The sequence below is a fragment of the Shewanella sp. AS16 genome, from assembly GCF_021412365.1.
GTDB classification, from domain to species: Bacteria; Pseudomonadota; Gammaproteobacteria; order Enterobacterales; family Shewanellaceae; genus Shewanella; species Shewanella salipaludis.
This window is the reverse complement of the sequence record NZ_JAKCLK010000003.1, coordinates 631,236-652,457: the sequence shown is the minus strand read 5'-3', so window position 1 is coordinate 652,457 and position 21,222 is coordinate 631,236. Positions and strand designations below refer to the sequence as shown.

General features: G+C 56.7%; 19 protein-coding genes. 11 read left to right on the top strand and 8 right to left on the bottom strand.

Going from position 1 to position 21,222, the window contains the following annotated elements; translation table 11 throughout:
* The first annotated feature begins 54 nt into the window (after positions 1-54).
* From LZP73_RS11510 to LZP73_RS11460, 11 genes are all read left to right on the top strand, one after another.
* Positions 55-618 (top strand): sigma-70 family RNA polymerase sigma factor, encoded by a 564-nt coding sequence (locus tag LZP73_RS11510; protein ID WP_234235143.1) that lies wholly within the window; start codon positions 55-57, stop codon positions 616-618.
* Complete coding sequence (locus LZP73_RS11505; protein WP_234235142.1) at positions 611-1,315, top strand: DUF3379 domain-containing protein; 705 nt, start codon at positions 611-613, stop codon at positions 1,313-1,315. Before LZP73_RS11510 ends, LZP73_RS11505 begins: the two co-directional genes overlap by 8 nt.
* A 137-nt stretch (positions 1,316-1,452) precedes the next feature.
* A complete protein-coding gene (gene putP, locus LZP73_RS11500) occupies positions 1,453-2,904 on the top strand; it encodes a sodium/proline symporter PutP (RefSeq protein ID WP_234235141.1) in 1,452 nt (483 codons plus the stop codon).
* A gap of 378 nt (positions 2,905-3,282) precedes the next feature.
* Positions 3,283-4,581, top strand: coding sequence for an OmpP1/FadL family transporter (locus tag LZP73_RS11495; RefSeq protein ID WP_234235140.1), 1,299 nt, complete (start codon positions 3,283-3,285; stop codon positions 4,579-4,581).
* Positions 4,582-4,722: 141 nt separating this feature from the next.
* Positions 4,723-5,106: a VOC family protein gene (locus LZP73_RS11490; protein ID WP_234235139.1), complete on the top strand. Its 384-nt coding sequence runs from the start codon at positions 4,723-4,725 to the stop codon at positions 5,104-5,106.
* Between the two features lie 48 nt (positions 5,107-5,154).
* On the top strand, positions 5,155-5,868 hold the full coding sequence (locus tag LZP73_RS11485) for an SIMPL domain-containing protein (RefSeq protein WP_234235138.1): 714 nt from the start codon (positions 5,155-5,157) through the stop codon (positions 5,866-5,868).
* Between the two features lie 132 nt (positions 5,869-6,000).
* Positions 6,001-7,038, top strand: a complete 1,038-nt coding sequence (locus tag LZP73_RS11480; protein WP_234235137.1) for an efflux RND transporter periplasmic adaptor subunit — start codon at positions 6,001-6,003, stop codon at positions 7,036-7,038.
* 29 nt (positions 7,039-7,067) lie between these two features.
* Positions 7,068-10,301, top strand: a complete 3,234-nt coding sequence (locus LZP73_RS11475; RefSeq protein ID WP_234235136.1) for an efflux RND transporter permease subunit — start codon at positions 7,068-7,070, stop codon at positions 10,299-10,301.
* A 40-nt stretch (positions 10,302-10,341) separates the two neighbouring features.
* Complete coding sequence (locus LZP73_RS11470; RefSeq protein WP_234235135.1) at positions 10,342-10,566, top strand: YgaP family membrane protein; 225 nt, start codon at positions 10,342-10,344, stop codon at positions 10,564-10,566.
* A gap of 11 nt (positions 10,567-10,577) precedes the next feature.
* On the top strand, positions 10,578-10,982 hold the full coding sequence (locus LZP73_RS11465; RefSeq protein WP_234235134.1) for a rhodanese-like domain-containing protein: 405 nt from the start codon (positions 10,578-10,580) through the stop codon (positions 10,980-10,982).
* Between the two features lie 639 nt (positions 10,983-11,621).
* On the top strand, positions 11,622-14,027 hold the full coding sequence (locus LZP73_RS11460; protein WP_234235133.1) for a S8 family serine peptidase: 2,406 nt from the start codon (positions 11,622-11,624) through the stop codon (positions 14,025-14,027).
* A 103-nt stretch (positions 14,028-14,130) separates the two neighbouring features.
* On the opposite strand, the gene LZP73_RS11455 is transcribed toward LZP73_RS11460, so the two are convergent.
* The 8 genes from LZP73_RS11455 to tgt all read right to left on the bottom strand — a co-directional run bounded on the left by LZP73_RS11455 (position 14,131) and on the right by tgt (position 21,109).
* Complete coding sequence (locus tag LZP73_RS11455) at positions 14,131-14,682, bottom strand: YaeQ family protein (protein WP_234235132.1); 552 nt, start codon at positions 14,680-14,682, stop codon at positions 14,131-14,133.
* Between the two features lie 95 nt (positions 14,683-14,777).
* Complete coding sequence (locus LZP73_RS11450) at positions 14,778-15,689, bottom strand: precorrin-2 dehydrogenase/sirohydrochlorin ferrochelatase family protein (RefSeq protein ID WP_234235131.1); 912 nt, start codon at positions 15,687-15,689, stop codon at positions 14,778-14,780.
* Positions 15,690-15,703: 14 nt separating this feature from the next.
* On the bottom strand, positions 15,704-16,075 hold the full coding sequence (locus LZP73_RS11445; RefSeq protein ID WP_234235130.1) for a rhodanese-like domain-containing protein: 372 nt from the start codon (positions 16,073-16,075) through the stop codon (positions 15,704-15,706).
* A 212-nt stretch (positions 16,076-16,287) separates the two neighbouring features.
* Positions 16,288-16,605 carry a putative signal transducing protein gene (locus LZP73_RS11440; RefSeq protein ID WP_234235129.1) on the bottom strand — a complete coding sequence of 106 codons (318 nt, stop codon included), beginning with the start codon at positions 16,603-16,605 and terminating at the stop codon, positions 16,288-16,290.
* 193 nt (positions 16,606-16,798) lie between these two features.
* Entirely contained in the window at positions 16,799-17,746 is a 948-nt protein-coding gene (gene secF / locus LZP73_RS11435) for a protein translocase subunit SecF (protein ID WP_234235128.1), read from the bottom strand.
* Positions 17,747-17,758: 12 nt separating this feature from the next.
* A complete protein-coding gene (secD, locus tag LZP73_RS11430) occupies positions 17,759-19,609 on the bottom strand; it encodes a protein translocase subunit SecD (protein ID WP_234235127.1) in 1,851 nt (616 codons plus the stop codon).
* A gap of 17 nt (positions 19,610-19,626) precedes the next feature.
* Positions 19,627-19,959 carry a preprotein translocase subunit YajC gene (yajC, locus tag LZP73_RS11425; RefSeq protein WP_169564750.1) on the bottom strand — a complete coding sequence of 111 codons (333 nt, stop codon included), beginning with the start codon at positions 19,957-19,959 and terminating at the stop codon, positions 19,627-19,629.
* Positions 19,960-19,984: 25 nt separating this feature from the next.
* Entirely contained in the window at positions 19,985-21,109 is a 1,125-nt protein-coding gene (gene tgt / locus LZP73_RS11420) for a tRNA guanosine(34) transglycosylase Tgt (RefSeq protein WP_169564749.1), read from the bottom strand.
* Positions 21,110-21,222: the final 113 nt, after the last annotated feature.

Genomic DNA, 21,222 nt, shown 5'->3' with positions numbered 1-21,222 from the left:
ATTCGGGCCGAGAGATTTAAGCTATTGAACATTCGCGAATTAAGAAATTCAAAAATGTTCGATAGCTTTCGCAAGAAAAAATCTGATCCCACGGTCATATCTGACATGCTAAGTAAACAAAGACGATACGACAGCCTTGTCAGAGCCATGCATGGCGACATCTTCCGTTATGCCTATTGGCTCTGCGGCGACAGGCACGTGGCCGAAGACATCACCCAGGAAACCTTCCTGCGGGCCTGGCGCTCGCTGGACTCCTTAAAGGATGAGAAGGCCGCCAAGGCCTGGCTCATTACTATCCTGCGCCGGGAAAATGCCCGGCGTTTCGAGCGCAAGCAGTTCGACTATTCGGATGTAGAACAAGAGCAGTTGGTCGATGTCCTCTCTTCCAGCACGGAAGAGAATGTCGAGCAACATCTGCTCAGGCGTCAGATAGGCAAGCTGGATATCGAATATCGTGAGCCCCTGCTGCTGCAGCTCATAGGGGGATTCAGCGGCGAAGAGATCGCCCAGTTACTGGATCTGAATCGCAACACGGTAATGACTCGGCTGTTTCGTGCCCGCAACCAATTGAAAGATGTGTTAGAAAAATCCACAGTCAGAGGTCAATCCAATGGATGAACTGCAATTTCGTCGTCAGGCCTATGGCGAACCCAATAGCCAGGATGCTGAATTTCTTCAGGCCCTGCAGGCCAACCCTGACAGAGAGGCCTTCCTCAAAGAGCTGAAGCAGCTGGATGGCAAGCTCGACCTGGCCTTGAAGGTGGATATTCCCGACGGCATGGCAGACAAGCTGCTGCTGCGCCAACAACTGCAGCATCATCAACAACAGAAGCGCAAGACGGGCTTCATGATGGCCCTGGTCGCCTCGGTCGCCTTCGTGGTCGGCATCAGCTTCAGTCTGCTGCGCATCGCCCCCGTGGACTTGGGCGAGCATGCCTTGGCCCATGTGCATCACGAGGCCGTGGCCCTGGTCGTGGATCAGCATGTCGGTGTCCAACAGATCAACGCAGAATTGGCGGCATTCAAGACCTTGGGCGGCGCTAAGTTCAGCGCGCAACCGGGTAAGGTGTATTACCTGTCCTATTGCGATTTCCAGGGGGTCCAAAGCCTGCATCTGGTCATGCAAGGGGCCGAAAACAAGGTCACTGCCTTCCTGGTGCCACAGGAAGATCGCATGCTGCTGGAAGCCAGCTTCGCCGACAAGGAATACCAAGGCATGGGCTTCCAACGCGGCGGTAGCTACATACTGTTGGTCGGTGAACGGCAAGCCGATCTCGACTATGTCAAAGCCGAAATCACACAAACCTTTATTTAAGCCCCGCCTGCCGTGGTGGGCGAAGGCTCACCACTGGTCAAACCTTCAGCAGAATTAAGACCTTATTGGGATCTTGGCCGAGCATCTGTTAGCATTCGTGGCATTCAACACTATCATCAGAATATTCGAGTGCCACTATGACAATAGAAACCCCTATCCTCATCACCTTCGTCGGCTATCTGCTGCTCATGATGGGCATAGGTTTATGGGCCTACAGAGCCACGGATACGGTCGATGACTATATTCTGGGTGGCCGCAAGATGGGACCGGCGGTAACCGCCTTGAGCGTGGGCGCCTCCGACATGTCCGGCTGGCTCCTGCTGGGTCTGCCCGGCGCCGTCTACCTGGGCGGTTTGGGGGAGGCCTGGATCGGCATAGGCCTGGTCCTGGGCGCCTGGCTCAACTGGCTGCTGATCGCCAAGCGGCTAAGGATCTACACAGAACTGGCGGATAACGCCATGACGCTGCCGGACTTCTTCGAGAAGCGCTTTGCCGACACCCAGGGCTTGCTGCGCCTGGTATCGGCCGTCACTATTTTGGTATTTTTCACCTTCTACGCCTCTTCCGGCATGGTCGGCGGGGCCATCTTGTTCGAGAAAGTCTTCGGCCTGGATTACCGCCTGGCACTGGTGGTTGGCAGCGCCATCATAGTGTCTTACACCTTCATCGGCGGCTTCTTCGCCGTCTGCTGGACCGACTTTTTCCAGGGTTGTCTGATGCTGATCGCCCTGTTGATCGTGCCTGTGACCATTTTCGGTCATCCGGATACCCATGCCAGCATCGACAGCCTGGAGCCTGCCATGCTGTCACTGCTCAGTGACAAGACCACGACTATTGGCCTGTTATCCCTGCTGGCCTGGGGCCTGGGTTACTTCGGCCAACCCCATATCCTGTCGCGTTTCATGGCCATAGGCAGTGTGGATGCCCTGCCACTGTCGCGCCGCATCGCCATGAGTTGGATGTGGCTCTCGCTGGCGGGCGCCCTGGCCACAGGGATCGCCGGCAGCCTGTATTACGCCACCGAACCACTGGCAAACCCTGAAACCGTCTTCATCCATCTGGCACAGGCCGCCTTCAATCCCTGGATAGCCGGTCTGCTGATCGCCGCCATCCTCTCGGCCATCATGAGCACCATAGACTCCCAGCTGTTGGTATGCTCCAGCGTCATCACGGAAGACTTCTACCTGAAATGGATAAGGCCCAAGGCCAGCAGCAAGGAGCTGATGCTGGTCGGCAGAATAGGCCTGTTAACCATAGCCCTGATCGCCGGGGTGATCGCCCTCAATCCTGACAGCAGCGTGTTGGGCCTGGTGAGTTATGCCTGGGCCGGCTTCGGTGCCGCCTTCGGCCCCGTGGTCATACTCTCGCTGTTCTGGCCGGCCTATAGCCGCAACGGTGCCATAGCCACCATTTTGGTGGGCGCCATCACTGTCGTGGTGTGGAAACAACTGAGTGGCGGTATTTTCGACCTCTATGAAATCCTGCCAGGTTTCCTGCTGGCGACGCTGGCCGGCATAGTCTTCAGCCGCATCTCACCGGCGAGCGCCGAGATCCGCTCGGGTTTCGCGCGCTTCAAGGCTCAGCTCTAAGCCGGGCCTTAGCCTCTGCCTGAGGCGACAGACAGGCTTTCGATGGCAATAACAGCGCACCCGGGTGCGCTGTTATTTTTTGATGTAATAGTTTGTTTCAGCAAGATTTACAATTCGTTAACCCGGTTTCAAATAGGCCGATCCAGGCAAACGCCAGCGGCGCGAGTGTCACCTCGAAAGATTCAATCCATGGTTATTTTTCGACCCAGAGTCAGCCAAAGATAATTAACTAAAAAATAACAAGTATTTCATCTGGTCGGAGTTGTTAGCCGAGGACCCCCTCCCTACTATGCACTGGTCTAACGAGTTGGTCTTGCCCATGGATTTTTTGGGGTTCACCCTAGGGCAAGATCTGACACCTATAACAGAGAGATAATAATGAAAACATTCAACAAGACACTCATAGCGGTATCTGTCGCACTCGCAAGTTCACAGGCCATGGCGGCCGGTTTCCAACTCAACAGCCAATCCGCCACTGGCATAGGCCGCGCCTTCGCCGGTGATGCAGTGATCGCAGATAACGCCTCTGTGCTGGCACGCAACCCGGCCGCCATGGCCCTGTTCGATAAGAGTTCACTCTCCCTTGGCTTAACCTACGCCGATGTTCAGGTCGATGTGAAAGACGTCAACTTTGCCGGCGGCGCAGTCGACCTGGGCAGCATAGACGATGCCGGCAGCGGCAAAGTCATCCCTAACTTCTATTACATTCACCCTGTGAATGACAAGATTGCCTTAGGTTTCGCGGCCTTCTCCAACTTCGGTACAGGCACAGACACCAGCTCACTGTCCAAGAACCAGGCAGCGGCGCCATTCGATTTGCTGGGTGAAACCGAGGTGACCACGGTCAACTTCAACACCAGCATCTCATATCGCTTCAACGAGATGTTCAGTGTCGGTGCGGGTATCGACGCAGTATACGGTGAAGGCCGCTTGACCCGTAACGCGGGCAGCACGCCCCTGGTCGATGTGGACGCAGACGGATGGGGATTTGGCGGCATACTGGGTGCGACCCTGGAACTCGACCAGAACAACCGCTTGGGTATCAGCTACCGTTTCAGCCCGACAGTCACAGTCACAGGCGATACCACGGCCATGACGACCAAAGACATTCCTGGCCTGGGGATGCAAAACGTGATGCTGGACTTCGAAGATCTGGACGTGCCATTGGCCGACATCTTCCAAGTTGCAGGTTTTCACCAGCTGAATGCGAAATTCGCCGTGCACTACACGGCGCAATTCACCAAATGGGGTGATTTCGAACAGATCACCGCAAACAACGCCACCGCGACCCTTGCCGGTGGCCCAGCCAACGGCACTCAGATTGCGACCGGCGTGACCCAACCCCTGAAGTCATACCAATGGAAAGATTCCTGGTTATTCAGTATCGGCGGCACTTACAACATCGACGATAACTGGACGGTTCGCGCCGGTTACATGCACGATCAGGGCGTAGTGGACCAACTCAGCTCACTGTCTATCCCTGACTCGGACCGCAACTGGTACACGGCCGGTATGAGCTACCGCTTGAGCCAACAGAGCACCCTGGACCTGGGTATTGCCTTTGTCAAAGGCCAGCAGGTGGATCTCATAGAGTACAGCGCCATCGCCGGCCCAGTGAATGCCACCACGGAATCGAGTGCCATGTATTACTCCATGCAGTACAGCTATCAGTTCTAAGCTGAAGTCAGCCTGATGTAAGTAAAAAGCCGTGCATTGCACGGCTTTTTTGTCTGGGCGTTCAGCCATGGGCAAGATTGACACTTTTATCTCCGGCCAGTTTGTTGCTACAGTTAAACTTCGATGAACAGGAGATAGCTCATGGCAAAAGTAATTGGTTTAGGAGGACTTTTTTTCAAGAGTGCCGATCCCCAGGCCCTGGCGGCCTGGTATAAGGCTCACCTTGGATTGCCCGTGGAAGACTGGGGCGGCGCGGCCTTCGCCCACACAGGACTGCCGGGCAACAGTTACCACGTATGGAGCCCCTTCGCCCACTCGAGCGACTATTTCGCCCCCTCGGGCAAAGACTTCATGTTTAACTTCATAGTCGACGATCTGACGCAGGCGCTGCAGCAGGTTGCCGACGCCGGCGCCGAAATCGTAGGGACCAGCGAAGACTCTGAATTCGGCCGTTTCGGTTGGTTCATGGATCCCGATGGCAACAAGGTCGAACTGTGGCAAGTCCCGGACGGCGAGGATAACTGATATCCCCGGAAACCCATCTTCAAACACAAGTATTTATGGAGCCCTGACATGCAAAAAAACTCCCTGCCCGCCTTTATCCTCGGCGCCCTGATCTGCCTCGGCCTGGCATTATTGGGTCATAGCGCCGCCGACGCCTTACTCCAGATGAAGGCCATGGAACGTACCGTTACGGTAAAGGGCCTGGCGGAGCGTGAGGTCAAGGCAGATCTGGCTATCTGGCCGATACGTTTTACCCAGGTAGATAACGATCTCGCCAGCCTCTATGACACAGTGCAGCAAAAGACCGACAGAGTGGTCGCCTTTCTCAAGCAAGAGGGCTTCAGTGAAGAGGAGATCAGCCTGACATTGCCGGCCATAGAAGACAGGCAGGCTCAGGGCTATGTGGATCCCAATGTGAAGTATCGTTATGCCGCCAGGGTCAGCCTGTCGCTGTACACCAACAAGGTGGAGCTGCTGCTCAAGAGCCGTAAGGACATGGTCAATCTCGTCAAGGAAGGCATAGCCGTTTCCGGCCAGGACTACGACAGCAAACCCGAGTTTATCTTCAGCGGCTTGAATGAGGTCAAACCCGCCATGGTGCAGCAGGCGACGCAAAATGCCCGCCAGGTTGCGGAGAAATTCGCCAAGGATTCAGACTCACGCCTGGGCAAGATTAAGCATGCCAGTCAGGGGCAGTTTTCCATCTCAGACAGAGACAGCAGTACCCCGCAAATCAAACAGATCAGAATTGTCTCTACTCTGACCTACTACTTAAATGACTGATGCTATTATGAATAGGCCGGCATGGGCCAAGATACCTGTCTCGCCACAGTAAATTAGATTTTACTAATGGATTGAGTCGGCCACTGACCCATGGTACATTAGATTTATCTTATTTAAATCAGGGATAGTGCTATGCGTGCCACCGCCTCACTCTCAGTGTTAATCAGCCTGCTGCCCGCCCTCTGGTCCCAGGCTCATGCCGCTGCCCAGCTGGAAACCCTCACACTGACATCCGAGACGAGGTCACGCTGGCTGACGCTGGATGCCATTCTGGAACCTGTCGATGCCGCCACCGTCTCGGCACAAACCTCGGGGCGCATCATCAGGCTCAACTATGATGTCGACGACAAGGTGCCCGCCGGCGCCGCGCTGCTGGAAATCACCAGCAAGGAGCAAGGCGCCGAGCTGGCCAGCGCCGAAGCTGATTATGCCGCGGCCTTGGCTCAGGATCAGGAACTGCAGGCCCAATACCAACGCTACAAGGCACTATTCCCCCAGGGGGCCATCTCCCGCGGCACCATGGATGAAGCCACAGCCAAGGCCAAATCCGCCACCCAGGCCGTCAGTGTGGCCAAGGCCAGAGTCGTCAAGGCCACAGAATCATTGAAATACACCATAGTTTCCGCGCCCTTCGGCGGCATCGTCAGCCAGAGATTTGTCCAATTGGGTGAGACAGTCTCTCCCGGACAACCCCTGATGGCAGGCTATTCCCCCGCTAAGATGCGGGCCGTGGCCCAGGTACCCCAGCGCTACGCCACGGCACTCAAGCAGGCGGCGGAAGTGAGGCTGACCCTGGCCGATGGCCGTCAATACGCCTCGAGCGAATCCAGGCTATTCAGCTTCGCCGATCCCCTCAGCCACAGTTATCGGCTGCGCATGCCATTGCCTGAGAATGAGCCAGGGCTCACGCCGGGAGCTTGGGCCAAGCTGGCCTTCGTCATAGCCCAAACCCAGGGCATCAACATACCAAGGAGCGCCTTGCTCAGTCACTATGAACTCAGTGGCGTTTACCTGCAACGGGGGGATGACTTCGAGCTGGTTCAGGTGCGCCCGGGCCAGGTAAACGGCGATGAAGTGGAAATACTCGCCGGCCTGAATCCAGGTGATGTCATCGCCGTCCAGGCCTCGCGGGTGTTGGCCAACACACACCCTGCCAAGACACAAGACTAACCGCCGGCAGGCACATTCAGAGGTCATACATGAATCAGACGCCAACATCCGCTTCTCTTGGCATATCCGGCAGGATTGCCGCCGCCTGTCAGACCAGTGCCCTCACGCCGCTGCTGGCATTGCTGGCATTGTTGTTAGGGCTGTTTGCCCTGGTGATCACTCCCAAGGAAGAAGAGCCACAGATAGATGTCACCTTCGCCGATGTCTACATTCCCTTCACGGGCGCGGCGCCGACCGAGGTCGAAAACCTGGTCACCCGCCCGGCGGAGCAGCTGATCTCTGAAATCGACGGCATAGACACCTTATATTCCTTCTCCCAGCCAGGTGGTGTCCTGCTCATCGTCGTCTTCGAGGTGGGTGTCGGCCGCAACGACGCCATAGTCCGGCTGTATAACCAGCTCTATTCCAACATGGACAGGCTGCCGCTGGCGGCCGGCGTCGGCGAGCCGCAGATCAAACCCAGGGGCATAGAAGATGTGCCCATAGTCGGCCTGACCCTCTGGTCGCAAGACCCCAAGGTCACGGCCGAGCACCTGACCCGGGTGGCCTCGGGCCTGGAAACAGAGTTGAAACGCATTCCCGGCACCAAGGAAATCGCCACCCTGGGAGCCCATGAACTGGTGCTGAACCTGCGCCTGGATCCGGTGAAGCTGACGGCCTATGGACTCAGCTACGCCCAGCTGAGACAGCGTCTGGCAGACAATAATAGCGTCGGCATGCCCGTGTCGCTGGTGCAGAACAACCAGGAAATCAAGGTGCAGGCGGGGCAATTCCTGCAAACGCTGGACGATGTGAACAACCTGGTTGTCGGTCTCTACCCCGGCCCGGATAATCGCGCAGCCCCCGTGTATTTGAGTGATATCGCCGACATCAGCCTCAAGAGTGATATCCCCAGCCAAGGGGTTTGGCATCAAAACCGCCAGGGCAGTTACCCTGCCGTGACCATCGCCATCGCCAAGCAACAGGGCAAGAACGCCGTCGACGTCGCCAAGCAGGTGTTGGCACGGGTGGCTGAGGTTGGCAACCGGCTCATTCCCGCCAATGTGCAGATCACTGTATCACGCAACTATGGTATTACCGCGGCAGACAAGTCCAACACTCTGATCTTGAAGCTGATATTTGCCACAGCCGCCGTGGTGCTGCTGGTGTTGCTGACCATGGGGGCCCGTGAGGCACTGGTGGTCGGCATTGCCATCATCATCACCCTGGCCGCCACCCTCTTCGCCTCCTGGGTCTGGGGCTTTACCCTCAACCGGGTATCCCTGTTCGCCCTCATCTTCTCCATAGGCATTCTGGTCGACGACGCCATAGTGGTGGTGGAGAACATTCACAGGCATCAGACCATGGGCAAGAAATCCCTGACCGAGCTCATACCAGCCGCCGTCGATGAGGTAGGCGGCCCCACCATACTCGCGACCCTGACGGTGATCGCCGCCCTGCTGCCCATGGCCTTCGTGTCCGGCCTCATGGGTCCCTACATGAGCCCCATCCCCATCAACGCCAGCATGGGGATGCTGATTTCTCTGGCCGTTGCCTTCGTGATCAGCCCCTGGCTGAGCCGTAAATGGCTGCGTCCCCATGCCATGGCGGCACACACCCCAGGAGACGCGTCTTTCATGGCGCGGCTATTCCGGCGCTTGCTCGGCCCCTTCCTCCTGGGCGCCGCTGCCCGGCGCAGCAGAGTCCTGCTGGCCCTGGGCGTCCTGGCATTGATCGCCGTCTCACTGGCCTTGCCGCTGGGGAAACTCGTGGTGCTCAAGATGCTGCCCTTCGACAATAAATCCGAATTCCAGGTCATGGTGGATATGCCGGAGGGCACCCCGGTCGAGCAAACCCAGCGGCTGTTGCAGCAACTGGGCCGGTATCTGATGACTGTCGATGAGGTAGAGCAACTGCAACTCTATGCCGGGACCCATGCGCCGATGAACTTCAACGGTCTGGTGCGGCATTACTTCCTGCGCAACAGTTTCGAACTGGGCGATATCCAGGTCAACCTGGTCGATAGGCATCACAGGGACAGAGACAGCCATGAGATAGCGCTGGCGGTGCGCGCCGGATTGCAGCGCCTGGCCGAACCCTATGGCGCCAACGTCAAGGTGGTCGAAGTGCCGCCCGGCCCTCCGGTCTGGTCGCCGATCCTGGCCGAGGTCTATGGCCCCAGCGCCGCCGGCCGGGAACAGGCGGCCCATCAACTGGAGGCCCTATTCCGCCGGACCCAGGATCTGGTCGACATAGACATCTTCCTGCCCGCCGAACAGCAGCAATGGCGCATCAGCATAGACAGGAGCAAGGCCAGCCTGCTGGGGGTCTCCTATGCCAGTCTGGTCGAACTCATCAGCACCTCGGTTGGCGGCGCCGATGTCGGCTACCTGCATCTGCCGCAACAGAAACAACCGGTTCCCATCCGCCTGACATTGCAGGAAGGTGCCAAGGTCGAGCTGCAACAAGTGCTGGCGCTGACCTTGCCGGGCAATCAGGGGCAACAGATAGCCGTTGCCGATCTGGTGTCCGTCCATAAGGGCAAGATAGATGCCCCCATCATTCACAGGGATCAACAGCCCATGGTGATGGTCGTGGCCGACATGGCCGGGTCGACGGACAGTCCCCTCTATGGCATGTTTGCCGTTGCGGCGGAGCTGGACTCGGCAACCGGCCCCGGATTCGAGCAATATTACATCCATGTCCCCAAAGGGCTCGATGCCATCGCAGTGCATTGGGATGGAGAGTGGAAGATCACCTATGAAACCTTCCGCGACATGGGGATAGCCTATGGCGTCGGCATGCTGGCCATCTATTTCCTGCTGGTGGGGCAATTCCGCTCCTATCTGGTGCCTTTGATCATCATGGCCCCCATTCCCCTGACCATCATAGGCGTACTCCCAGGGCATGCGTTGCTGGGGGCGCAGTTCACCGCCACCTCCATGATAGGCATGATAGCCCTGGCCGGCATCATAGTGCGTAACTCCATATTGCTGGTCGATTTCATCAACAGGCAACTGGCCGCCGGGGTGAGCCTGGAGCAAGCTGTGATCCACTCGGGTGCCGTGCGGGCCAAACCCATAATGCTCACCGCCCTGGCCGCCATGATAGGCTCCCTGTTCATTCTGGACGATCCCATCTTCAACGGCCTGGCCATCAGTCTCATCTTCGGCATACTGATCTCGACCCTGCTGACCCTGATAGTGATCCCTGTGCTCTATTTCAGCCTGATGCACCATAAATCCACCGCGGAGCCGAGCCGATGTGGCCGGCCTGCCCATTAACCCAAGTTAGCCTGGATGTCAGGCAGTAAGGAGTTTTCACATGTCATTAGAACGTTGCGTCATGGCCTTCGCCGGCTTTATGGTATTGGTATCACTGGCACTGACAGTCTGGGTGCACCCTAACTTCATCTGGTTTACCGCCTTCGTCGGCGCCAACCTGTTCCAGAGTGCCTTCAGCGGCTTTTGTCCTGCGGCTATGCTAATGCGTAAATTCGGGATAAAGTCAGAAGCAGAACTGGCAAGAATGTCATCTACATCCCTATGAAGGAATATCCCATGTCTCATCTCAAACTCGCTGTTAATCATACCCTGGCCGCGTTCAAGCTGCTGTTGCTGGGCTTGCTGCTGACGGCCTCGCCGACACTCCTGGCAGCAGAGAAAGATCCCCAGCTCGCCTGGGAGAAAATCCATGCCGGCGCCATGGTACTGGATGTGCGCACCGCGGAGGAGTTTTCCCAGGGGCATCTGCCGCAAGCGGTTAACATCCCCTTCCAGCAGGTTGCCGAAGAGTTTGCCGCTCGCAACATCCCCAAGGATACGCCGGTAGTCCTCTATTGCCGCAGCGGCAGACGCAGTGGCAAGGCCCAGGAGGCACTCATAGCCGCAGGCTATACCCAGACCTATAATGGTGGCGGCTTCGAAGGCCTGTCGCAGCATGCCGCCGCATCCGAGAAGCCTTGATCTTGCCCGCCGGGCATAGCGCCCGGCATCCCAAGAATATGCTACATCCTGAATAAGAAGCGCCGTCGGCGCTTTTTTATTGCGCGCAACCTCAGTTACAACTGGCTAACATCCGCAGCCGAAACCGCCATCACCAAACCCAGGGCTTTGGCTGTGGCTCATCCCCAAAATCCCATGGCGTCTCACTCCTGTCTATCCCCAGTTCATGTGGATAAAGCTGAACAAATCCTGAATAAATCTGAATAAAAACAACAACAAATAACCAAGAAGCATAAGAAATTCAAAATAGGAATAAGAGATTTTAATTTGTAATATTATCAAACAACTAGCTTCGAAATCGCCACCAAGCCACCATGGTATAGTCACAGCGGCGTCCGCTGCCGCAACCATAGCGAAATGAATAACTATTCACAGCAACAACTGAAACATTGCGAAGCCAGGTATAAATTCGAATATTTATTCTAAATCAATAAAATCTTTAGCAATCAATACCAAACAGCATCCTGCTAACAAATGGTTTACATAAGTAACGGCTAGCGCTAAGTTCACTCCCCTGAGTCACCTTGCCGGACGGCATGGTGACTCGGCAAAACTTCAAATAATAATGATTTATTCTGATCTGTAACATGGAAGGCAAGTATGACAATGAGAAAATCAACCAGCATAGCGCTCAGTCTGTCCACTCTGGCGCTGGCCATTTCGGCCGCTGTCACCGCAGCCCCTCAAGGCCTGCACCAGGCACAAAATCAATTAGCACAACATTCACCGCTGCCGAAGCGCTACATAGTCAAGTTCAAGAATGCCCATGCGGCCTCGGTCGCCAGTGCAGCGGCAAACATCAACTCCATGGCCTATCAGCCTCAGTCCGATGAAATTACTGCCCAGCATAGAACCCTGAACAAGGTTAAGGCCAAGGAAATGAAACGCCTGGGTCGCAGCAACAGCTATACCGCCAAGCTCGATGCCGCCAGCATAGAGGCGTTACGCGCCCAGAGCGATGTGGAATATGTCGAAGAAGACATGCCACGTCAGCTGTTGAGCGAAACCACCCCATGGGGCCAGACCTTCGTCGGCGCGACCATGTTGAGTGACGCCCAGGCAGGCAACAGAACCATATGTATCATAGACTCTGGCTATGATCGCAGCCATAGCGAACTCAGTGGTAACAATGTCACAGGCACCAATAACTCGGGCACGGGTAACTGGTATGAGCCCGGCAATAACAATGCCCACGGCACCCATGTCGCCGGCACCATAGCCGCCATCGCCAACGGTGACGGTGTGGTCGGGGTGATGCCCAACCAGAATGCCAACATCCATGTGATCAAGGTGTTCAACGAAGCGGGTTGGGGTTACTCCTCTGATCTGGTCGGTGCGGTAGACACCTGCGTCAGCAACGGCGCAAACGTAGTCACCATGAGTCTGGGTGGCAGCGGTTCCAGCACCACGGAACGCAACGCCCTGGCGGCGCACTACAACAACGGCGTATTGCTGATCGCCGCCGCAGGTAACGCGGGCAACAGCACTCACAGCTACCCTGCATCCTACGATGCCGTCATGTCGGTCGCCTCGGTCGACAACCACAAAGATCACTCGGCCTTCTCCCAGTACACCAACCAAGTTGAAATCTCAGCCCCGGGTGAAGCCATACTCTCGACCGTGACTCGCGGTGAGGGTCGCCTGGCCGACATCAATGTCGGGGGTCAGTCTTACTTCAACGACGGCGTAGTGCCGCATAATCGCCTGGTACCCTCGGGCACCAACTATGCACCTGCGCCCGTCAACGCCAGCGTCACTGCCACCCTGGCAGAATGCAACGTCAGCGGCGGCAACTTCAACTGTGGCGACATGAGCAACAAGATCTGTCTGGTCGAGCGTGTCGGCAACCAAGGTTCAAGCTACCCGGAAATCAACTCGGTCAAGGCCTGTAAAGATGCCGGTGCCAGCGCGGCCATCGTCTTCAGTAACTCGGCCCTGCCTGGTTTGCAAAACCCCTTCCTGGTCGATGCCAACAGCGAGATAACCATCCCTTCCATGTCTGTCGACCGTACAACTGGCCTGGCACTGCGTGCCAAAGTCGGTCAAACCGCGACTGTGGCGAACACGGGTGGCGAAGACTATGAGTACTACAATGGTACTTCGATGGCGACACCACACGCTTCGGGTGTAGCGACACTGGTCTGGAGCTATCACCCAGAATGTAGCGCGGCACAAGTGCGCACTGCGCTGAAGATGACGGCTGAAGATTTGGGCGTAGCGGGTCGCGACGATCAAACGGGTTACGGCCTGATCAATGCGGTAGCGGCGAAGGAATACCTGGATGCCTCTTGTGATGGTCCTACGGGTCCTGTAGTAGGCAACGTACTGGAAAACGGCGTCACCAAGTCAGGTCTCGCCGGCGCCAAGGCTGAAGAACTCAACTTCACCTTCGACGTTCCCGAGGGTGCCACCAACCTGAACTTCGCCATGTCCGGTGGCTCGGGTGATGCCGACATGTATGTGCGCTTCGGTACTGCGCCAACCACGGCCGACTACGATTGCCGTCCATACAAGGGTGGCAACACTGAGTCATGCCCAATCGCAGATGCCAACGTTCAGGGCGGCACCTACTATGTGATGCTCAAAGGTTTCTCCGCCTTCAGCGATGTCAACCTGCTTGCCAGCTATAGCGCAAGCACGGGTGGCAGCAGCACCGGCGGTCCGGCCACTTACAGCAACACAGACAACTACAACATCCCAGACAACAACAGCACCGGCATCACCAGCCCTATCAGCGTTACCCGCAGCGGTGACTCAGGTACTGTGTCTGTCACTGTCAACATAGTTCACACCTACATAGGTGATCTGAAAGTGAGCCTGGTTAGCCCTACAGGCCAAGCCGTCACACTGCAAAGCAACAGCGGCGGCAGTGCCGACAACATCAACAAGACCTTCACAGCCGATATGACTGGGGTTGAGTCGAATGGCACCTGGGCGCTCAAGGCGGTGGACAGTGCCAGCCAGGACACAGGTTACATAGATTCATGGGAACTGAGCTTTCAGTAATCCCCGAGTCCTGCCGGGTCTTATGACCCGCTAGACGACAAAAACCAAAGGGTTGCACAGTGTGCAGCCCTTTTCTTATTCACGCGATTCTTGCCCGCTGGCGTCAGTCAAACTCTGCGGCTTTGAGCACCTGCGGCTCCACCATCACGCTGTTGCTGGCATCCGACAGCCAGATCTGCCCTTCACTTATCGAAACCTGTAAGGCCATGGTGCGCGCCACAAATACCTGCATCGCCTCGACCGAGGCTTCGTCAATGTTCCACACCTTGAGGTTTTGGTAGCGCTCGAACACGGCTTCATGCTGTTTCCACCAGATGGGCACACTGCGGCCACCGTAGGCAAACAGCTGCACCCGTTTGGCCCGGCCACAGGCCTTGCGCAACCATTTCTCATCGGACTGACCAAACTCCACCCAAAGATCTATCACCCCGGACAGATCTTTATCCCAGAGTTCGGGCTCGTCATCGACACACAAGCCCTTGCTGAAACTCAGCGACTCGCTGGCATTGATGATGAAGGCCAGCAACCGGATCATCATGCGCCCGTCGGTTTCCGAAGGGTGTTGTGCCAGGGTGAGCTGATGATCCTGATAGTAGCCCCTGTCCATGTCGGCAATTTGCAGATTGACTTTAAAAACTGTGGCTTTGAGTGCCATAAAAAATCCCGCCCAAACATTCCCAAACCTAAGAGGGAGCCGAGTCTACCTCAGACCCGGTCCAGTCACAAATTTAGCACTCGGCGCCAGACAGGTTACAGGCTGCCGCCACGCAGGTGTTTCGCCATGGGGAAATGGGCCTTGAACTGGGCTATCTTGTCGCTGTCGGCATAGATCAGCAAGCGGCCGCCTTGCTCGTACAGACGGGTGATCTCGCTCAGACCGGGCAGCTCGCGGCGACCGGCATCACGGCGCAGCAGCTCGGCAAGTTCAAGGGGGAAGGACCCGGGGCTGAGCACCCAATCCAACCGCTGCAACAGTGGCATCGCCGCCAGGGGCAGTAAGTCGACCCGGGTGTTGGCATCGAGCAGCAGGATCTCACCGCCGGGCGTTAAGTCGAGAAAGGCATCCTGGTAATGCTCGGCGGTGGCTGCATCGAACCTGTCGCCATTGAGTTTAAAAAACGTCTCCCAGAACAAGCGGCGCAGCTTGGTCGTACTCAGCCTCGCCTGTACCTCATCGCGGCGCTCGGCGACGAAATCGAACAGGGGCGCCAAAGACTGAGGCAGCCAGGTTTCCAGCCGGGCGCGAATGTCGCGGGCAAATACCGGGGCGGCACCCGCCGTGCTGATGGCCACCACCAAGCGGCCGCGATCGACGATCGATGGGGTGATGAAACGGCAATGCTGCGGGTTATCCACCACATTGACCCAGATCCCGCGCGTCTTGGCCAGCGCAGCCAGCTCGGCGTTGAGCCTGTCATCGGCCGTGGCCAGATAAATCAGATCCCAATCTTGGATATCTGCCTCAGTTGCCCCACGACGCCACAGGCCGATACGGCCACTGGCCTCATACGCCAGGATATCCTCGCTGACTTCGGGGGAAATCACCCGGATCTCGGCGCGGGTGCGCGTCAATAGATCGAGTTTACGACTCGCGACCTCGCCGCCACCGATCACCAATACCTTGAGCTCTGTCGTGTCGACGAACAGGGGGAAATACTGCATAGTTGAAGGTCCTGTTACGGCTTTGCCTGGTCCTGGATTACGGGTAACCTGCGCGTCGTCCAGGCGCTGAAACCGCCGCTGAGGGAAGCGACATGCGAATAGCCCATCAGCTGCAGCTGATAGGCCGCCAGGGCCGAACGATGACCGCCGCCACAATAGAGCAACAGCGGCCGGCTCTTGTCGGGAAAGCGGGTCTCGATATCCCGCTCTATAATGCCCTTGCCCAGATGCTCGGCCCGGGGAAGGTGCCCTGCCAGCCATTCATGATCTTCGCGCACGTCGATCAGGGTCCAGCTGTCATCGGCCTGATAGGCCTCTATGCTGATCTCAGTGATCTTGGGCTGTATGGATTGAACCAAGGCGAAAAATTCGGAATTGTGTTGCACGTGAGTCTCCTTATTCGATGCATCTTGCTGCATGGCACTTTTATATAACGCTGCATATACATAACGCAGCATGACGCGCCGCGATGACACGCTTTCACGGCACCGGCCTGCGGCAGGGGACTAAGCCGGCTCCAGTGGCCAAGCCCGGGGTAGCAACTCAGAAGCCGGCACTTCAGCATAGGCTGGCCTAAGCAATGGTTTAAGCCGTGGTCTCAGCCGTGAGACTGACTCGGCTCGGCACCACAGTGCCAACAGAGCTCGAAGCTGGCCTCGTTCATCTCATGACACTGCAGACATTGCCATCTGGGCCCTTCGACATCCAGGCCGGCCAACTGGGTCTGGGCGGCCCTCAGTTCGGACTCACTCACCCATAACTCAACGTTTTGCATATCGGTCGGCAACTCACCGACACCGCCGAGCAGGGCCTCGCCCCTGAGTTCGACCCTGATGCCACTGGCCTCCAGCAGCCCCTTCCAGGTATGGGCCTGGAGCAAATTACCACCTGCGACTAAACACTTGCGCTCTTCCATGCTATTTCCTACGGCTATTGCTCTTCTGGCAAATTTATCACTCGCCATCCTACTGCCAAAAGGCGGCGGCTGTCGAGTGCTATCCAGGCAATAGCCCAAGACGTTCCCCCTGCCCAAGCCGCCATGCCCCACCGGCCGGGCAACAGCCATAAAAAAACCACCCGCAGGTGGTTTCTTCTATAGGCCTATAAGCTTAAGGCATCATGGGCGGTTGATCCGCACCTTCTTTCTCGATTTCCACCGGCATCATATGTTCACGATTGATCCCCAGCTTGATCGCCAGGTAGCTCGCCACATAGATGGAAGAGTAAGTCCCCACGAAGATCCCCATCATCAGCGCGGTAGCAAAACCGTGGATCATGCTGCCCCCCTTGAGGAACAGGGCCACCACCACCACCAGCGTGGTGCCCGTGGTGATAATGGTACGGCTCATGGTCTGGGTGATGGAGATGTTGACCACTTCTTCCGGAACGCTCTTGCGCAACTTGAGGAAGTTTTCCCTGATGCGGTCGAAGACCACTATGGTGTCGTTGAGTGAGTAACCCACAACCGTCAACACCCCGGCCAGTACCGTCAGGTCGAACTCCAGCTGGAACACAGAGAAGACCCCGAAGGTGACTATCACGTCGTGCGCCAATGCCGCCACCGAGCCCAGAGCCAGGCGCCATTCGAAACGGAACGACACATAGATGAGGATACAGATGAGGGCGACCAATACCGCCAGGCCACCCTGCTCCGCCAGTTCTTTACCCACCTGGGGACCGACGAACTCGACCCGCTTCTGCTGCACCTGAGGGTCGACCTTGAGGGCAGCCGCCATCACGCCGTCGACCTGCACTTCGCTCTTGAGCTCGGGTCTAACCGGCAGACGCACCAAGACATCACGGCTGGAACCGAAGTTCTGCACCAGGGCGCCTTCGGATGCGGGTGTGGTCAACTCGCTGCGCAGCACATTGAGATCGACCGGCTTGGAAAACGCCATCTCGACCACGGTACCACCGGTAAAATCCAGTCCCCAGTTGATGCCATTGGTTGCCAGAGAGACCAAAGAAGCCAGCACCAGGACGCCGGACATGATGCTGATGGGCACAGCATGGCGCAGGAAGTTTACTGTGTTTTTTAATGATAAAATCTCGAACATTTCAACTACCCCTTAGATAGACAGTTTCTTCACGCGTTTACCACCCCAGATCGCATTGACGATCGAGCGAGTACCCACAATGGCAGTAAACATGGAAGTCGCGATACCTATCATCAGGGTCACGGCGAAGCCTTTGACGGCGCCGGTACCCACGGCAAACAGGATAAGCGCCGTCATGAAGGTGGTGATGTTGGCATCGGCAATGGTAGAGAAGGCATTACCATAACCTTCATGTATGGCCTGCTGCACACTGCGACCCGCGCGCAATTCTTCACGAATACGCTCGTAAATCAGCACGTTGCCATCGACCGCCATACCCACTGTCAACACCATGCCGGCGATGCCGGGCAGGGTCAGCACAGCACCCGGGATCATCGACATCACGCCCACGACCATCACCAGGTTGGCCGTCAGCGCCAGGTTGGCAATCAGACCGAAACCCCGGTAATACACCAGCATGAAGATCAGCACGGCAGCCATGCCCCAGACCATGGCCTGAACACCGTTTTCTATGTTCTCGGCCCCCAGGCTAGGACCTATGGTACGTTCCTCGACTATGGAGACGGGGGCAATCAGGGCACCGGCACGCAGCAAGAGCGCCAGGTTCTGCGACTCGGCATGACCCAGGCCTGTGATGACGAAGTTGCGTCCCAGACGTTGATTGATGGTGGCAACCGAGATCACTTCTTCAATCTTCTTCATCTTGACGCTGCCGTCGGCATTGCGCTCGCCACTGTCCTTGTACTCGATGAACAGGGTCGCCATGGGCTTACCGACGTTATCTTTGGTGACATTGGAGAAGATGCTGCCGCCCTTGGCGTCCAGGTTGATGCTCACCTGTGGTCGGCTGTATTGATCGAAGCTTGGCTGGGCACCGGTAATATGATCCCCGGTCAGCATGACTTCTTTCTTCAGCACCACGGCGCCGCCTTCACGGCGCTGAAACACTTCGGAGCCGGCAGATACCCTGCCACTGGCGGCGGCATTAGCATCGGCCTTGTCGTCCACCATGTGGAATTCTATCGAGGCGGTGGCGCCGAGAATTTCCTTGGCACGGGCCGTGTCCTGCACCCCTGGCAACTCAACGACTATGCGCTCGGCGCCCTGACGTTGGACCACAGGCTCAGCTACCCCTAACTCGTTAACCCTGTTACGGATAGTAGTGATGTTTTGCTGCAGGGCCTCTTCCTTGACCTGCTTGATATAGACTTCGCTCATGACGGCACGCAGCACGAAGTTGCCACCGTTGGAGACGTCGGTAAACAGCATGTCTTTAGTGCGGGTCTTGAGGAAACGTTCGGCATGGCCTAGGGTTTCCGCATCGCGGAAGTTAATTTCTATGCCCTTGGCAGTATCGCGAATGCCGGCATAACGTATCCTCTCTTCCCTCAGCTGGCTGCGGAAATCGGCTATCTTGCCTTCTTCCATCTTGCGCAGGGCTTCGCCCATGTCCACTTCCATCAGGAAGTGCACACCGCCACGAAGATCCAGACCCAGTTTCATGGGTGAACCACCCAGGGATTCCAGCCACTCAGGGGTGGCAGGCGCCAGGTTCAGCGCCACGGTGAACTTATCACCCAGGGCGTCGGCAATCACTTCCTTGGCCAGCAATTGTTGCTCGGCATCCTGCACACGCACCAACAACTGACCATTTTCGAGCTCAGAGCGCTTTACCGCAATGCCCTTGCCGGCCAGCTGTTCAGCGACTATCGATTGGGTTGATGTCGTGACTTCCGCGCCGCGAGTCGCCACCACCTGCACTGCATGGTCCTCACCGAAGAGGTTTGGTACTGCATAGAAACAACCTACGGCGATGATCAACATCACCATAATGTTTTTCCACATTGGGTATTTATTTAACACACCTGAGCCCTCTTGGCTTACAACGACTGGATAGAGCCTTTAGGCAAGACCGCAGCAATATAGTCCTTCTTGATGGTGATCTGAGTCGTCTCGTTCAGGCTCAGTAACACGTAATCGCTGTCGTCGCTGATCTTGGCTATCTTGCCCAGGATCCCGCCACTGGTCAGCACTTCATCACCCTTGCCCAGTGCAGACATCAGGTTCTTATGCTCTTTGACGCGCTTGGACTGGGGACGGAAAATCATGAAGTAGAAGATCAGCCCGAACACCACCAGCATGAAAATCAGTTCCATGGTACCACCCGTCTGAGCCGCACCCTCACCAGCTGCATATGCATTTGAAATAAACATAGTTCTCTCTTCTTATTAACTAAAATTAACCGACAAATTCAGGTACTTCACGTCCTTGACTGGTATAGAAGTCCTCTACGAAGGCGTCTAATGTACCTGTCTCGATCGCGCCGCGCAAACCTTCCATTAACATTTGATAGTATCTCAAGTTATGTATGGTGTTTAAACGCGCACCCAAAATCTCATTGCAGCGATCCAGGTGGTAAAGGTATGCCCGCGAATAGTTTTTACAGGTATAACAATCACACTTGGCATCGAGCGGTGCAGTGTCGTCACGATGACGCGCATTGCGTATCTTGATCACCCCTTCACTGGTAAACAGATGGCCGTTGCGGGCGTTACGGGTCGGCATGACGCAATCGAACATGTCTACCCCACGGCGCACCCCTTCGACCAGATCTTCCGGCTTGCCCACGCCCATGAGGTAACGTGGCTTATCTGCGGGTATTTGCGGGCAGACATGCTCCAGAATGCGGTGCATGTCTTCCTTGGGCTCACCCACGGCCAAGCCCCCGACCGCATAGCCGTCGAAGCCTATGTCGACCAGGCCCTTGAGGCTCTCGTCACGCAGATCTTCATATACCCCGCCCTGAATGATGCCAAACAGCGAATTGGGGTTTTCCAGGCGGTCGAACTCGTCGCGCGAACGCTTGGCCCAGCGCAGCGACATCTGCATCGACTTGCGTGCCTCGTCTTCGGTGGCCGGATACGGGGTACATTCGTCGAATATCATCACCACGTCGCTGCCCAGGGCATCCTGGATCTGCATCGACTTTTCCGGGTCGAGGAAGATCTTCTCGCCGTTGATCGGCGAACGGAAATGCACCCCTTCCTCGGTGATCTTGCGTATGTCGCCCAGGCTGAAGACCTGGAAACCACCCGAGTCGGTCAGTATCGGCCGCTGCCAGTTCATGAAGTCGTGCAGGTCGCCATGCTTGCGCATGATTTCTTCGCCCGGACGCAACCAGAGGTGGAAGGTATTGCCCAGCAGAATGTCGGCGCCTGTGGCACGCACTTCTTCCGGGGTCATGCCCTTGACAGTGCCATAGGTGCCGACCGGCATGAAGGCCGGGGTTTCCACTGTGCCGCGCTCGAAAATCAAGCGGCCACGGCGGGCTCGGCCATCTGTCGTATCTAATTCAAATTTCATTATTCACCTCGCCAGAGAAACAGTCTGACTACAAAGAGTGAGCGGCCAATGCCGCTCAGATTATCAATAGAGATAAGGGCGCAAGCGCCAAGCTTCAAGCCTTGGCCCAAAAA

Excerpts from the sequence above, each read along its gene's own strand:
- LZP73_RS11485 (WP_234235138.1), top strand. The coding sequence starts at position 5,155 with ATGCAAAAAAACTCCCTGCCCGCCTTTATCCTCGGCGCCCTGATCTGC.
- LZP73_RS11475 (WP_234235136.1), top strand. The coding sequence starts at position 7,068 with ATGAATCAGACGCCAACATCCGCTTCTCTTGGCATATCCGGCAGGATT.
- LZP73_RS11490 (WP_234235139.1), top strand. The coding sequence starts at position 4,723 with ATGGCAAAAGTAATTGGTTTAGGAGGACTTTTTTTCAAGAGTGCCGAT.
- putP (WP_234235141.1), top strand. The coding sequence starts at position 1,453 with ATGACAATAGAAACCCCTATCCTCATCACCTTCGTCGGCTATCTGCTG.
- yajC (WP_169564750.1), bottom strand. The coding sequence starts at position 19,959 with ATGTTTATTTCAAATGCATATGCAGCTGGTGAGGGTGCGGCTCAGACG.
- LZP73_RS11440 (WP_234235129.1), bottom strand. The coding sequence starts at position 16,605 with ATGGAAGAGCGCAAGTGTTTAGTCGCAGGTGGTAATTTGCTCCAGGCC.
- LZP73_RS11455 (WP_234235132.1), bottom strand. The coding sequence starts at position 14,682 with ATGGCACTCAAAGCCACAGTTTTTAAAGTCAATCTGCAAATTGCCGAC.
- tgt (WP_169564749.1), bottom strand. The coding sequence starts at position 21,109 with ATGAAATTTGAATTAGATACGACAGATGGCCGAGCCCGCCGTGGCCGC.
- LZP73_RS11470 (WP_234235135.1), top strand. The coding sequence starts at position 10,342 with ATGTCATTAGAACGTTGCGTCATGGCCTTCGCCGGCTTTATGGTATTG.
- LZP73_RS11450 (WP_234235131.1), bottom strand. The coding sequence starts at position 15,689 with ATGCAGTATTTCCCCCTGTTCGTCGACACGACAGAGCTCAAGGTATTG.
- LZP73_RS11465 (WP_234235134.1), top strand. The coding sequence starts at position 10,578 with ATGTCTCATCTCAAACTCGCTGTTAATCATACCCTGGCCGCGTTCAAG.
- secF (WP_234235128.1), bottom strand. The coding sequence starts at position 17,746 with ATGTTCGAGATTTTATCATTAAAAAACACAGTAAACTTCCTGCGCCAT.
- LZP73_RS11460 (WP_234235133.1), top strand. The coding sequence starts at position 11,622 with ATGACAATGAGAAAATCAACCAGCATAGCGCTCAGTCTGTCCACTCTG.
- LZP73_RS11480 (WP_234235137.1), top strand. The coding sequence starts at position 6,001 with ATGCGTGCCACCGCCTCACTCTCAGTGTTAATCAGCCTGCTGCCCGCC.
- LZP73_RS11510 (WP_234235143.1), top strand. The coding sequence starts at position 55 with ATGTTCGATAGCTTTCGCAAGAAAAAATCTGATCCCACGGTCATATCT.
- LZP73_RS11495 (WP_234235140.1), top strand. The coding sequence starts at position 3,283 with ATGAAAACATTCAACAAGACACTCATAGCGGTATCTGTCGCACTCGCA.
- LZP73_RS11505 (WP_234235142.1), top strand. The coding sequence starts at position 611 with ATGGATGAACTGCAATTTCGTCGTCAGGCCTATGGCGAACCCAATAGC.